The sequence below is a fragment of the Paenibacillus sp. MMS20-IR301 genome, from assembly GCF_032302195.1.
Taxonomy (GTDB): domain Bacteria; phylum Bacillota; class Bacilli; order Paenibacillales; family Paenibacillaceae; genus Paenibacillus_AQ.
In genome coordinates, this window is record NZ_CP135275.1 from 784,972 (window position 1) to 799,304 (window position 14,333).

The following is a 14,333-nucleotide window of genomic DNA, read 5'->3' on the forward strand; positions in this document are numbered from 1 at the left end:
TATCACCTGCGTTCAGTTAATAGTAAAAGGGTTTCTGTGCGGAACGCATGGAGATCCTTTTTTATATGAATTATTTGTGAAAAGATTCACATCTAATGTGATTGCAATCACAAAGGTGCCTTAATTTTAAAAAGTATAATTTCTGTATCAAGCAGGCTTGTGAGGATATCCGAGTCTCTAAGGAGGGTCTTACCAGTGACAACGGAGAGAAAAAAATTAGTTCTGATAGGTAACGGTATGGCTGGTGTGGGCACCATTGAGCAGATTTTGAAACTGGGCGGAGCTTATGATATTACGATCTTCGGAAGCGAGCCGCATCCCAACTATAACCGGATCATGCTGTCTTATGTTCTGGAAGGCAGTAAAACAATTGAAGATATTATCTTGAACGACCGAAAGTGGTATGAGGATAACCATATTACACTCCATACAGGAACAACAGTTGTGCGGATTGATGAAGCCGGCAAACAGATCATTACAGATAATGGGCTTACAGTTCCGTATGACAAAGCGATTATTGCCACAGGCTCGAATTCATTTATTCTTCCTGTACCGGGCAGTACGAAAGAGGGCGTAGTCGGCTTCCGGGATATTGCCGATTGTGATGCCATGCTGGAAGCAGCGAAGCAGTACCGTACGGCTGCAGTTATCGGCGGAGGCCTGCTGGGTCTTGAAGCTGCCAAGGGACTTGTTAATCTAGGCATGGATGTTACCGTTGTGCACTTGCTGGAGGATCTGATGGAGCGGCAGCTGGACCACACAGCATCCTCGATGCTGCAAGCTGAGCTTAAGCGGCAGGGTGTGAAGTTTGCCATGGGCAAGCAGACGGTGGAGCTGACAGGAGAAGAACGGGTTAACGGGCTGCGCTTTAGCGACGGCAGTGAGCTGCAGGCAGATTTTGTAGTGATGGCTGTCGGCATTAAGCCGAATGTGCAGCTTGCCAAGGACAGCGGAATCAATGTTAACCGCGGGATTGTTGTCGATGATTATCTGCAAACCTCGATGGCTGATGTGTATTCTGTCGGCGAATGTACAGAGCATCGGGGAACCTGTTACGGTCTGGTAGCACCGCTCTTTGAGCAGGGTATGGTACTGGCCAAGCATTTATCGGGGGCACCTACGGCCGGGTATGAAGGCTCTGTTGTTGCCACCAAGCTTAAGATATCCGGTGTGGATGTATTCTCAGCCGGAGAGTTCACGGAATCGGCAGAGCATACCGTAATTTCCGCCAAAGATGAGTGGAAGAGAACCTATAAGAAGATTTTGCTTAAGGACAATAAGATTGTCGGTGCAGTTCTGTTCGGCGATGTTACAGAGTCGGCCAATCTGCAGAAGCTGGTGAAGCAGTCAACAGAAATGACCGATGAAATCTACGGGGAAGTTATGGGTACAGGCTGCTGCGGCGGAGGCGGAGCCAAAAAGGGCTTGTCTGTTGAAACCATGGCCGATGAAGAAATCGTCTGCGGCTGTAACGGAGTAACGAAGAAGGCGATTGTTGATGCGGTTACGGAGAACGGTTTTACGACAGTGGATGAAATCAAAGCCTGCACCGGAGCGACCCGCTCCTGCGGCGGCTGTAAACCGGTCGTTGAGCAGATCCTGCAGTTCGTTCTCGGAGACAGCTTCCAGCAAAGCGCCAAGCAGGGCATCTGCAGCTGTACACCTATGAGCCGGGATGAGATTGTGGCCGAGATTACGGCTAAAGGTCTTAAAACTACTAAAGAGGTAATGCATGTGCTGGATTGGAAGCAGCCGGAGGGCTGTTCGAAATGCCGCCCGGCCGTGAACTATTACCTTGGAATGATCTATCCGGATACCCATGAGGATGAAAAAGAATCCCGGTTCGTGAACGAACGGATGAGCGCCAACATTCAGAAGGACGGGACTTATACGGTCGTTCCGCGGATGTACGGCGGGGTAACTACACCGGAGGATCTGAAACGGATTGCCGATGTATCCCTGAAGTATGATGTGAAGGTCGTGAAGGTCACCGGCGGACAGCGTCTGGATCTGATCGGCGTGAAGAAAGAGGATGTGCCGAAGGTCTGGGAAGAGCTGGATATGCCTTCCGGCTATGCCTATGCGAAATCCCTGCGTACTGTCAAGACTTGCGTAGGTTCGCAGTTCTGCCGGTTCGGTACGCAGGATTCCATGGGGATGGGGGCCATGCTTGAACGCAAGTATGAACGGCTGGATATGCCGGCCAAATTCAAAATGGCAGTGAACGGCTGCCCGCGCAACTGTGCTGAATCCTGCACCAAGGACATCGGCATCGTCGGCAACGACGGCGGCTGGGAAGTATTTATCGGCGGTAACGGCGGAATCAAGCCGCGGATCGCGGATGCCTTCTGTAAGGTGAGAACCGATGAAGAGCTGACCCAGGTCTGCTCGGCCGTGATACAGTACTACCGTGAAACCGGCAACTACCTGGAAAGAACTTCGGAATGGGTTGAGCGTATGGGCCTGGAGCATATCCAGACTGTAATTATGGGCAGTGACGACAACCGTAAGGAACTGGCGGCGCGGATCGAGTTTGCCCTCGCACAAGTCAGTGATCCATGGAAAAAAATGCTGGGTGACGAGGGGACCCGCACAGCGCTGTTCGAGCAGACACGGGTATAGCCAAAAGGGAGAGGTGAGAGAAATATGAAACTGGGTAAACGTGAGTATGCAGTAGGTGCTGTAGAAGATTTCATGCCTCAGATTGGACGGGTAGTCACTGCTGGGGAAGTAGAACTGGCGGTATTCCGCACATCAGACGGTGCTGTCTATGCTGTGGAGAATCACAGCCCCCACCCGAAAGGCGGTCCGCTGGCTGAAGGAATTGTATCCGGTTATTATCTGTATGATCCGCTGCACGACTGGAAAATCGATCTGCGCACCGGTGAAGTCCAGGCGCCGGACCGGGGTCTGGCGGCAGTTCATCCGGTGGCCGTTGAAGACGGGATTGTTAAAGTCAGCCTGGCATCAGCAGTGGCAAGCCTATAAATTATAAGAAGAGCAGGTGCGGATATGTTTACGCAAAGCGTAGAGAATATCGTAGAGACAGCCGTGGGCAAACGTGACAAAATGAATGAGAGTCTGCCGAAATATTTTTTGGCAGCCTTGCTCGCCGGAGCATATGTCGGGATTGGTATTATTCTGATCTTCTCGCTCGGCGCACCGCTGGCGGCGATTAAATCTCCTTTTCAGCCGCTGATTATGGGGGGCTCCTTCGGAATTGCCCTGACTCTGGTGGTCTTCGCAGGCTCAGAGCTGTTTACAGGCAATAATATGTTCTTTACCGTAAGCACACTGGCCGGAAGAACGACGATATGGGATACAGTGAAGAACTGGGTCCTCGTGTTCCTCGGTAATGTGGCCGGTGCAGTAATTCTGGCACTGCTGATTCAGGGTACAGGGTTGTTCAAAGCAGCCCCGGTGGATCACCTGATCTTCACCGCCGCGGCCAAAAAGATGAGCCTGCCGTTCTCGGAGCTGTTCTTCCGCGGTATTCTCTGTAACTGGCTGGTCTGTCTGGCACTTTGGATGTCCTCGCGTGCGAAGAGTGAATCCGCCAAGCTGGTGCTGATCTGGTGGTGCCTGTTCGCCTTCATCGCGAGCGGCTATGAGCACAGTGTAGCGAATATGACTCTGCTCAGTGTAGCAGTGCTGCTGCCGAATCATCCGGAGACTGTAAGCATTGCCGGCTGGCTGCATAATATGATCCCGGTTACGCTGGGAAATATCATCGGCGGCGGTGTGTTTGTCGGGATGGCCTACTGGCTGATCTCACCTGTTCGTACGCCGCGTACCTCATCTGCTCCAAGCAAGACAAAGAAAGCAAGTTAATCTGAAAATCCCTGCGGCTGAATATGCTGCGGGGATTTTTTGTCACTGAAAGGGTCCGCGCTTATGTGTTATGCTGTTTAGGACTCAGTTGCGGGCGGGCAAGAAAAAAAGACGCCGGACAGGGCGCCTTCGACCACTCTATTAAAATGATTGGGTCATATATGTTTCAATGAGGTGAATAGAGGGTATTATTGATAGGGATTAAATGCGGCAGATTTCGTTAGGGCATAATTCACAATGGCAGATCTCCTGAAGCATCCCCAGATCCTTAATGACAATCATACCATTCTCATACTCAACAGCATCTTTTTTACGCAGATCGCTCAGCATGCGGTTAACACTCTCACGGGTAGCACCGATCATGTTGGACAGATCTGTATGTGTAATTTTTTTATTGATCAGAATGCTGTCGCCGGTCTTCTCACCATAGGTGTTGCCCAGGCGGATCAGTGTGGAGCAGAGTGCACCCGGCTTGCCGTACATCATCAGATCGCGGAATTTCGTCTGTGTAAGACGGTGATGAATCCCCATCCATTTCATGAAATCAATGGCGAAGTCGCAATGCTGGCAGATTAGAATCTCCAGATCCTTCTGCTCAATCACGCCAACTTCACTTTCTTCAATCACTTCGGCAGTGAAGCTGTGCTTCGTACTGAAGAACGGGTCGGCTTGACCCACCATGTCGCCTGCCTGATACATATAAAGAATCAGTTCTTTGCCTTCATCGGTAGATTTGGTTAACTTCACACGTCCACGTTTGATATAAAACAATTTATCCGAATAGTCGCCTTCCCAGAACAAGTGTGAGCCTTCAGGGACAATGCGCTCTTTCATTGTAACCAGTAACCGGTTAAAGTTCTGTTCGGAGAAACAGTTTGTATTGCCGCGGGCTTCGATAACATTATAATGTTCCTTTATCATAATCGACATCCCCTTTATTCCCTCAGTTTTTCAGTAAATTTTAAATTAATTATACATGGAAATTCCTCTTTATGGGTAGAAATTTTCGCGAAAAAGTGTCGAATTTTTTACATTGTGATAATTTTCACTTCATTTGTGTGAGAAATGATATGTTTTCGGGCCTTAAGAGGGATCAACAACCTGTATTACAGGATATTATAGCAGCTGTCTCCTATTCTGGATAGATCCTGGGAGCTTGCGGCTTTTTTTGCTGTGCACTGAATAAATCTGAAATGGTTTAGATAATTATAACGCAAAATGCAGGATTCTGTAAGTTCCGTAAAAATGCACATAACTTTATTACAGGCTGACCTTGGCTCTGCAGATGCTTAGCGATACGCTGATACTTAAGACTCCGTACCCCCGTGATAGTGTATGCTGCGGGCCGGTCGGAACATTCTTCGGAGAAGGAGAAATCAGCTATGGCAAAAGTGGCAGACAAATATCTTAAGGTCGATCCTTGGGCAATCCTGGAGGAGGGCTTTGATCCGGAGCGCAACCGGACCTCGGAATCGATTTTTTCACTTGGAAATGAGTATATGGGTGTGCGGGGATATGCAGATGAAGGCTACAGCGGGGATACGCTGCCCGGCAGCTATTTGAGCGGCCTCAATGAGCAGATGGAAGTCGGCAACCACTATAAGGGGATTATCCGCTCGCTGCGTTACATGGTGAATGCAGTGGACTGGCTGTATACCCGGATAGCGGTGGATGATGAGCAGCTTGATCTGGCGCACAGCCAAATAACGGAATACAGCCGCAGGCTGGATATGCGCACCGGCACCTACCGAAGGGCATTCATCTGGCATCTGGCAGACGGCAGACAGCTTAAGATTGCTTTTACACGCCTGGTCAGCATGACGATGTCTCAGCTGGGCCTGCAGCAGGTCGAATTTGAGCCGCTCAATTTCTCGGGCTGTGTAAACATTGTAACCGGGCTTGATTTCGGCATGATTCATGAAGAGCGCGGCCAGAGCATGTGGCAGGAGCTGCGCAGCGGTGAAGAAGGAACTGTAACCGCTATTCTGGGCAGTACGCTGACAACCGGAAACAAGCTGTTCTCCGGGTTCGCGCTGAAATCCGCCCAGACTTTGGATACGGAGCTTGTTGCCAAGAGCCGGTTCATCGGCCGGAAGTTCTCGCTGCAGCTGGTTCAAGGGGAGACTGCCGCGTACAGCAAGCTCGCCGTTAATGTTACAGGCAGCAAGGCTTCGCTTAACGGGGATGAGCTCTGGGCAGAAGGAATGACGCTTGCTGCACAAGCCGGCGGGCTTGATGTAGAGGAAATATTCGCTGAACAGGCCGCCTACTGGGACGGGATCTGGGCCACCAGTGATATTGTGATTGAAGGCGATCCTGAGAATCAGCAGGGGATCCGCTTCTGTATTTTCCAGCTGTATCAGACCTACCATGGCGATCATCCCGGCTATAATATCGGCGCCAAAGGGCTGACCGGTGAAGCGTACCGCGGCCTTGCCTTCTGGGATACCGAGTCCTACTGCCTGCCGTTCTATATGTTCAACAATCCGAAGGCGGCCCGCAGCCTGCTGGAGTTCCGCTATAAAACCCTGCCGGAAGCGATGCAGCGGGCTAAGGATGTGGATTGTGCGGGAGCCTTTTATCCCATTGCGACCATTGACGGGACTGAAAGCTGTGACCTGTGGCAGCATTCCAATCTGCAGCTTCATGTCGGGACAGCCGTTTCCTACGGCATCTGGCATTATGTGAAGAATACAGGTGACCGGGAGTTCCTGTACAGCAAGGGAGCCGAGATGCTGATTCAGATCAGCCGTTTCTATGCAACCCGGGGACAATGGGGGCAGCGCAGCGGGCAATACGGTTATTTCGGCGTCATGGGACCGGACGAATTCCAGCTCATGGTGAATAATAACTGTTACATCAATCTGATGGCGCAGAAATTGTTCGAATACACGCTGGAGACGCTGGCCGGAATGAAAGCGGGTATGCCGGATGCCTATGCTGCTGTGGCTGCCGCAACGGGTCTCCGGGAAGAGGAACTGGCCGATTGGGATCATAAGCGTGAGCACATGAAAATTCCGCTCGACCAGGGCAGCGGCGTGTATGAGGAGCATGACGGTTATTTCGATATGCCGCATATCGACATCCATTCCATTCCGGTGACGGATTTCCCGCTCTATTCCAATTGGTCTTATGACCGTCTGTACCGTTACGACATGATCAAGCAGCCGGATGTGCTGATGTTCATGTTCTTGTATAACGGGCAATTCTCCAAAGAAGCCAAGCTTGCGAATTACGAATATTATGAAACCAGATGTATTCATGAGTCTTCACTCTCACCGTCGATTCATTCCATCCTGGCAAGTGAAATCGGCAAACATGAGGAAGCCTATAATTTCTTTGAGTTTGCCACCCGGCTTGATCTGGATAACTATAACCGTAATACAAGAGAAGGACTCCATACCACCTCTATCGCAGCAGCCTGGATGAATATTGTCTACGGCTTTGGAGGTATGCGTTCCGATGGTCCGCAGCTCAGCTTCCGGCCGTCACTGCCGCAGAAATGGGACTCTTACAGCTTCCAGGTCATGTATGCAGGGGTGCTGCTCGGCATCAATGTAAATAAGAATCACGTCAGCTTCAAGGCAATAAACGGCGGAAGTACTGAAGTTATAGTATACGGCCAGCAGGTAAAGGTAGATGCGGCGGGGATTACGCTTCCGCTGGGTGAAGGGATGATGGCCTCATGAGCTGGACTGTAAGCGAGCACAGCTTCGAGCCGGAGCGTATTACGACGAACGGGAATAAATATATGACCGGGAACGGTTATATGGGCTGCCGCGGCACACTGGAGGAATTCGGCAAGGAGCAGCTTGCCGCCGTTACATTAGCCGGACTGTATGACAAAGCAGGGGACAAGTGGCGTGAGCCGGTGAATGCGCCGAACGCGCTGTTCACGGTAATTAACTGCGACGGGCAGGATTTAAGTGTGCTGGCAGCCGAACCGGCAGCTCATACACAGAGTCTTGAACTCCGCCAGGCCGTTCACCGGCGGGAGACGGTGTTTGGTATTCGTGACGGCGGACAGCTGACTTACACAGCGGAGCGTTTCGTCAGCATGGATCAGCTTCATGTGCTGGCGGGCAGGTTCACGCTCCACAGCACAGTGGATTGCCGGATCGTCATCCGGACCGGCATTGACAGTGAGGTCTGGGATATTAACGGCCCGCATTTGTCCGGGCAGCAGAGCCGGATGCGTGAGGAGGTGCTGCTGGCAACTGCGGTTACCGGTGAACTGCAGCTTCCGGTGGCGGTGGCCGAGCAGGCGGATTTCGGATTTGGCAGGCAGGAGATCGATGCAGAGCGGGCACTGCGGACGGTTTCTTTTGACGCCAAGGCTGGTGAGACATACGAATGGTATAAATATGCTGCTGTATTCACCGGACTGGACTCCGGAGAAGAACCGGAGGAATGTGCACTCCGGGCGGTCCGGGCGGCGGCGGATGCCGGTTACAGTGAGCTGCTGGAAGCCCATAGCCGTATCTGGGAGGAGCGCTGGCTGCGCAGCGATGTCCGGATTGAAGGAGATGATAAGGCGCAGTCCGCCCTCCGGTACAGCATCTATCAGCTGCTGATCATTGCGCCTACGGAGTCCGAGAAGGTATCCATTCCGGCCCGCGGGTTATCCGGCCAGGTCTATAAGGGCGCTGTATTCTGGGACACGGAAATGTTCATGCTGCCGTTTTTCCTGCACAGTGATCCCGCGACCGCACGCAATCTGATGATGTACCGGATTCATACACTGGACGGTGCCCGCAGAAAGGCGGCTGAATACGGGTACCTCGGGGCATTTTATGCCTGGGAGAGCCAGGATTCGGGGGATGATGCCTGCACCCTGTTCAACGTAAATGATGTGTTCACAGGACGGCCTATGCGGACCTATTTCCGCGATAAGCAGGTGCATATCAGTGCGGATGTGGTACATGGCATCTGGCAGTATCTGCAGTTTACCGGAGATGACGCTATTCTTGCAGAAGGCGGAGCCGAAGTAATCTATGAGTGTGCCCGTTTCTTCTATTCATATGCCTATTATAATCCGGTGAAGCAGCGGTATGAGATTCTGGATGTGACCGGCCCGGATGAATATCATGAGCGGGTGAATAATAATGCCTTTACCAATGCCCTTGTACACGAAACGCTGGAAATTGCCCTGAAGGCAGCAGCTTTGCTGGAGGACAAATATCCGGCAGTGTATGCGGAGCTGGCTTCGCAGTTCAGCGGCGGACCGTTCCTGGCGGAGTTCAAGGAGATGCTGGAGCATTTCTATGTTCCTCAGCCGGACCCGGACACGCTGATTATTGAACAATTTGACCGGTATTATCAGCTGGAGGAGGTTACGCTGGCAGAGCTTAAGTCGCGGATTATCAACAAGCATGAATATTTGGGCGGCGGCAGCGGTCTGGCCACAACGACCAGAATACTCAAGCAGGCTGATGTTGTACTGATGCTGAATCTATTCAAGGGCAAATTCAGCAAAGAGGTGAAGCAGGCCAACTGGGAATTCTACGAGCCGCGCACCGAGCACGGATCGAGCCTAAGCCCGTGCATCTACGCGCTAGTTGCTGCTGATATCGGCTCCCCGGATTGGGGGTATCCGTATTTCATGCGTACCGCTACGGTTGATCTTACCGGAGAAGCGAAGCAATATGTCGGTGACCTCTATATCGGCGGAACGCATCCGGCTGCGAATGGCGGTGCCTGGATGGCTGCGGTACTGGGCTTCGCGGGGCTGCACTTTGACGGAGGAATTGCTGCGCTGAATCCGGCGCTGCCGGAGTCCTGGCAGTCCGTAGAGCTGCCGGTCAGGCTGCGAGGCAGCAGCTTCCGGCTGCAGATCAGCCGGGGCAGAGTCACGGTCACAGCTGCGGAAGACAACAGCGGGGCGGTCCTGTTTGCCGGCTTCGGCGGTGAGCCGGAGCTGTGCCGGCCGGGAGCGCAGCTGCAGTTTACCGCTCCGGCCCGGGAAGCAGCAGAACAGATGCTGAACAATATGAAGGGTGCGATCTTTGACCTTGACGGTGTAATTGTAGATACAGCCAAATATCATTATTTGGCCTGGCGTGCGCTTGCCGCAGAGCTGGGCTTTGAATTCACGGAAGCCCATAATGAACGGCTGAAAGGAGTCAGCCGGATGAGATCCCTGGACATTCTGCTGGAGATCGGAGGCAGGGAATTCAGTGATGAGGAGAAGCATGCCATGGCGGAGAAGAAAAACCGCCTCTATGTGGAGTATATCTCCCGGCTTGATCAATCGGAGCTGCTGCCCGGTGTTAAGGACTACCTGCATAGGCTAAGAGGGCGGGGAGTAGCCATTGCTCTTGGTTCAGCCAGTAAAAATGCCGAATTCATTCTGGATAAGCTGAACATCGCCGGATTATTCGACGCTGTTATCGACGGCAACAAGGTATCCCGGGCCAAGCCCGATCCGGAGGTCTTCCTGGCGGCTGGCGCGGCGCTGGGCCTGCAGCCGCAGGATTGCATTGTCTTTGAGGATGCTGAAGCCGGAGTGGCTGCCGGTAAAGCGGCGGGAATGCCGGTTGTCGGCATCGGCAAGCCGGAAATCCTGCAGGAAGCGGATCTGGTCATCGCCGGATTGCATGAGCTGTAATACCTTGGTAGAATGGCCTGGAGGAAGTATTTTCCTCCGCCTATTATACTATTGAAGGAAAGCATGAGGGATGAGGATGGAAACATTGCTGCTATGGCCTGAGGGTGCGCCTCACGCACTGGGGACCGGTGATGAGGACCGGCCGGCGGTTACTCCGTATTTGGTGGACGGCAAGCATAATGCCGCTATTGTGATTTGCCCGGGAGGCGGGTACGGCATGCGCGCCGAGCATGAAGGGGCTCCGGTCGCCCGGTGGCTGAATACACTTGGGATTTCCGCCTTTGTGCTGCGCTACCGTGTTGCGCCTTACAGATACCCGGCTGCGCTACAGGATGCACAAAGAGCACTGAAGACGATCCGCCACCGCGCGGAAGAATTCGGCATTGATCCCGGCCGTCTGGGCATCCTGGGCTTCTCTGCCGGAGGACATCTGGCTTCAACCGCCGGTGTCCTGTACGATCAGGGCAATCCGGATCACCGGGATCCGGTGGAGCATCAGTCCAGCCGGCCGGATTGTCTGATTCTGTGTTACCCGGTCATATCCATGAGGGACGGGGTAACGCATGAGGGCTCGAAGACCAATCTGCTGGGAGAGGCACCTGATGAGCAGCTGGTCAAGCGCCTGAGCAGCGAGCTTCAGGTGACAGCCGAAACACCGCCGGTCTTTCTCTGGCATACTGCGGATGATGCATCTGTTCCAGTGGAGAACAGCCTGCAGTTCGCCGCAGCTCTGGGCCGGCATAATGTTCCTTATGATCTGCATGTCTATGCTCACGGCATACACGGGCTGGGGCTGGCGGAAGAAGAGCCGCACACCAAATCGTGGAGTGAAGCCTGCGCCTCCTGGCTGCAGCTGAACAGGTTCGCGAACAATATCTAACCGGATGCGCACAAGGCAGCCGGCCCTTTTACAGGGGCTGGCTGTTTTGCTGTGCAGCGTGCATTAACAGGCAGAGGGTTCATAAGCTGGGGGAGGCTGTTTCAACAAATGATAGTGAAAAGAGTTATATAGATATCTGCACGGTTATTGGTATAATTACCCTGTTTTACAAGTATAAACAGTGCGGAGTTGATTTTGTTGCGGCGAAAGCGTTTGAAATTATTATTCATTTGTGCACTGCTTCTGCCCTGGCCGCTGGCCGGAACACGTGGAGCAGAGGCGGCTGCCGGCCCGGTCCAGTGGTACAAAACCGCCCAGTCTCTGGAATCAAGTGATCTGTACGATGTTGCTGTCAACAGCAGGAGCACTTATGTGGCGGTCGGGCAGGAAGGGACGATTCTGACATCGGCAGATGCCAGAACATGGCAGGCAACACACACGCAAGGAACAGAGAGTTACCATTCTGTGGCTACCAGCGGAGCCGGCTTCGTTGCTGCCGGGAATAAAGGGGCGCTCAAAGTCTCGAAGGACGGCTACAGCTGGACAAACGGGAAGCTGAACCGTGCTTATACCCTTAGCGAGCTGGTTCCGGCAGAGGATAGGAAGCTGGAGAATAAGGATTACACAATTAACTGGACAAGCACACTTCCGCTTACGGCTCTGGCTGTCGACAGTGTAATCTATGACGGCAAGAAGTATGTGGCTGTCGGTAACTGGTCAGTGAGCACCGGTACCCGCAAGGCCGGAAGCAAGAGCACGGAGCCTTCAGCCACGCTGCGTGAAAGGGTGATTATGACCTCGCCGGACGGCAATACGTGGAGCCTGCGCCTTGCGGAGGTCTCCCTCGGCAAGAAGATTATTTATGACGGCGCGAAATATCTCATTATGGCTGACCGCACCCTCTATCAGTCAGCGGACCTTAATACCTGGAAGGAGATTGTTCCGGCTGCGGTGCGCAAGCATTCCGGGGCCGGGCTGGATGATATCATCTATGCCAACGGCACCTATACAGCCATCGGCTGGGACGGCAACATCAGTCTCTATACCGGCCGGATCTACACGTCCAAAGACGGTGTGAACTGGACAGAGATTATGAACAATAAGGAGCTTGGATATACGGTAAGTGCCGAAATTCAGGCGCAGTACGGCAAATCTCCCGGCTTTGCGGGTCTTGCAATGAACAGCATTATGTGGGACGGCAAGCAGTACTGGATTGCCGGTTACCGCGGACTGGTGCTGCGCTCGGATGACGGCAGGCAATGGGAGCGGTGGTCTGATTCTACAGAATTCCTGCAGCCGCTGGGAAATCAGAATTCGGCCGGGAAGAAGGCGAATATCAATAAAATTATGTTTGACGGCAAGCGGTATATTGAAGTCGGCAACCGCGGCACGGTCATCGTCTCGGACACCATGAAGAATGCCGATGTGGTCCGGAAGCGGCTGGGCATCGATGTAGATATTCTTGTTCATGACGGAAATTCGCGTTATCTGGCTGCAGGCAGCGAAGGTGATCTTCTGGAATCTCCGGACGGCTATAACTGGACAAGCGTAGCAATGGGTTATGACGGGATAGCATATACATGGGAAGGTGCGGCTGCCGGCAAAGGAACGGTTCTGCTGCTCGCTGCACAAAAGACAGGATCGGTATTCTCCGGGGAGCATGACTACTTCTACTCATCAAGTCCCGGTGTTTGGGAGAAGAAAAAGTTTCCGGTGAAGGCAGATATCGCATACGGCATTTCATATCAGGCCGGCAAATTTTATGTCAATACATATGACGGGTATATGACCTCAACGGACGGGCTTACCTGGAGCAAGCTGACTGCATACAAACCGCGGTTGACCAAAATCATCAGCAACGGCAAGATTATGATCGGCCTTGCAGCGAATGGCGAGACACCAAGCGGAGCCAAGGAACAGATCAGCTGGCATCAGGTTTATACCTCGGCCGATGGAGTTACCTGGAAGAAAGCTGTGATTGAAGAAGGCAATGTGAAGTACCGCTTTACCGCTGAGGACATCCTATGGGACGGCAAGCAGTTCAGTCTGGTAGCGGGATATGCCTATTCGACCAATGTAACCCCGGGGAAGAGTAAAGAGATCTTCGCCGCCTCTGTGAACGGAATCCAGTGGAAGCTGACCGGCAGCCGTAATGAATACATGTCCAGTGTGGCTTCGGACGGCAAGCAGTTTGTGGCAAAAGGTCCAAAGGGGTTGTATCTGTCCAGTGACGGGGTGAACTTCAAGTTGACCGGCAATGCCAGTGTCAGCGGTAAAGGAACCAATGTGGTGTTATGGGACGGGGAGAAATTCATCGCCGGAGGCCAGGGCGGGCTGATTCTGGTCTCGAAGAAGCCGCCTGCTGCCGGGGGGCAGAGCTGGCAGGATGAGGTCACCACGTTTGCTATTCAATATGACCCCGAGCATCCGATCGATGAGAAAGCAAGTCCTGCCCAGGCTGCAGTGCAGCAGGCTGCCCAGCAGGCCGCCGAGGCATTTAAGAAGGAAGCTGCTGTGCGGATTGACGCAGTGAAAGAAGTCGGCCGGCAATTCGGGTTCGATGTGTCCGATGAAGAACGGAAGGACGGCTGGTATTGTTTCCTGATGCACACGGAAGATATTGATTATGCCACCTTCCCGTCAGGGGATTTCCGCAATCAGCTGGAAATTCAAGTCTATTTCAACGGGATCGATACGAAGCAGATGAAGGCGGCAAGCCAGATTATTGCCCGGCATACCGGGGCCTCTGCGGACGAGATGAATGTGCTGCTGCAATCCGTTCTGGACGGGAAGCAGGATGTTACACAGACGACCAGTGCAGGCGGTACTGCCCTGAAGGTTTCACTTGTCCTCAAGCAGAAGAGTACGGATGAGAGTCCGGAAATGTATGGAGAGTTAACGATCCAGTACTAAAGAGGCTCTCCCGTGAAGACAGACAGTCCTGCTCCGTGATTAACGGACAGGGCTGTTTTTCATATTCCGTATAAATAAGCATAATTAACTTTGAAAAAGACC

General features: G+C 52.8%; 8 protein-coding genes. 7 read left to right on the forward strand and 1 reads right to left on the reverse strand.

The window, feature by feature from the left end; genetic code table 11:
- Positions 1–195: 195 nt before the first annotated feature.
- Genes nirB through LOS79_RS03225 form a run of 3 tightly spaced genes read left to right on the forward strand, consistent with a single transcriptional unit; the run spans position 196 to position 3,831 of the window.
- A complete protein-coding gene (gene nirB, locus LOS79_RS03215) occupies positions 196–2,622 on the forward strand; it encodes a nitrite reductase large subunit NirB (RefSeq protein ID WP_315416239.1) in 2,427 nt (808 codons plus the stop codon).
- Between the two features lie 24 nt (positions 2,623–2,646).
- A complete protein-coding gene (nirD, locus tag LOS79_RS03220; protein WP_315416240.1) occupies positions 2,647–2,988 on the forward strand; it encodes a nitrite reductase small subunit NirD in 342 nt (113 codons plus the stop codon).
- A gap of 24 nt (positions 2,989–3,012) precedes the next feature.
- A complete protein-coding gene (locus LOS79_RS03225; protein WP_315416242.1) occupies positions 3,013–3,831 on the forward strand; it encodes a formate/nitrite transporter family protein in 819 nt (272 codons plus the stop codon).
- A 201-nt stretch (positions 3,832–4,032) separates the two neighbouring features.
- On the opposite strand, the gene LOS79_RS03230 is transcribed toward LOS79_RS03225, so the two are convergent.
- A complete protein-coding gene (locus LOS79_RS03230; RefSeq protein ID WP_397386728.1) occupies positions 4,033–4,752 on the reverse strand; it encodes a Crp/Fnr family transcriptional regulator in 720 nt (239 codons plus the stop codon).
- A gap of 461 nt (positions 4,753–5,213) precedes the next feature.
- Here LOS79_RS03230 and LOS79_RS03235 point away from each other — a divergent pair, with 461 nt between their 5' ends.
- From LOS79_RS03235 to LOS79_RS03250, 4 genes are all read left to right on the forward strand, one after another.
- On the forward strand, positions 5,214–7,520 hold the full coding sequence (locus tag LOS79_RS03235) for a glycoside hydrolase family 65 protein (protein WP_315416243.1): 2,307 nt from the start codon (positions 5,214–5,216) through the stop codon (positions 7,518–7,520).
- The gene (pgmB, locus tag LOS79_RS03240; protein WP_315416245.1) at positions 7,517–10,438 is read left to right on the forward strand and encodes a beta-phosphoglucomutase; all 2,922 of its coding nucleotides are present in this window, start codon (positions 7,517–7,519) and stop codon (positions 10,436–10,438) included. The genes LOS79_RS03235 and pgmB overlap by 4 nt, the downstream gene beginning before the upstream one ends.
- Positions 10,439–10,514: 76 nt before the next feature.
- The gene (locus LOS79_RS03245; RefSeq protein WP_315416246.1) at positions 10,515–11,318 is read left to right on the forward strand and encodes an alpha/beta hydrolase; all 804 of its coding nucleotides are present in this window, start codon (positions 10,515–10,517) and stop codon (positions 11,316–11,318) included.
- 213 nt (positions 11,319–11,531) lie between these two features.
- Positions 11,532–14,231, forward strand: a complete 2,700-nt coding sequence (locus LOS79_RS03250) for a beta propeller repeat protein (RefSeq protein WP_315416247.1) — start codon at positions 11,532–11,534, stop codon at positions 14,229–14,231.
- Positions 14,232–14,333 lie beyond the last annotated feature (102 nt).

Bases quoted from the DNA above. Each gene is read 5' to 3' on its own strand.
- nirD (WP_315416240.1), top strand. From the start codon at position 2,647: ATGAAACTGGGTAAACGTGAGTATGCAGTAGGTGCTGTAGAAGATTTC.
- LOS79_RS03225 (WP_315416242.1), top strand. From the start codon at position 3,013: ATGTTTACGCAAAGCGTAGAGAATATCGTAGAGACAGCCGTGGGCAAA.
- LOS79_RS03230 (WP_397386728.1), bottom strand. From the start codon at position 4,752: ATGATAAAGGAACATTATAATGTTATCGAAGCCCGCGGCAATACAAAC.
- LOS79_RS03235 (WP_315416243.1), top strand. From the start codon at position 5,214: ATGGCAAAAGTGGCAGACAAATATCTTAAGGTCGATCCTTGGGCAATC.
- pgmB (WP_315416245.1), top strand. From the start codon at position 7,517: ATGAGCTGGACTGTAAGCGAGCACAGCTTCGAGCCGGAGCGTATTACG.
- LOS79_RS03245 (WP_315416246.1), top strand. From the start codon at position 10,515: ATGGAAACATTGCTGCTATGGCCTGAGGGTGCGCCTCACGCACTGGGG.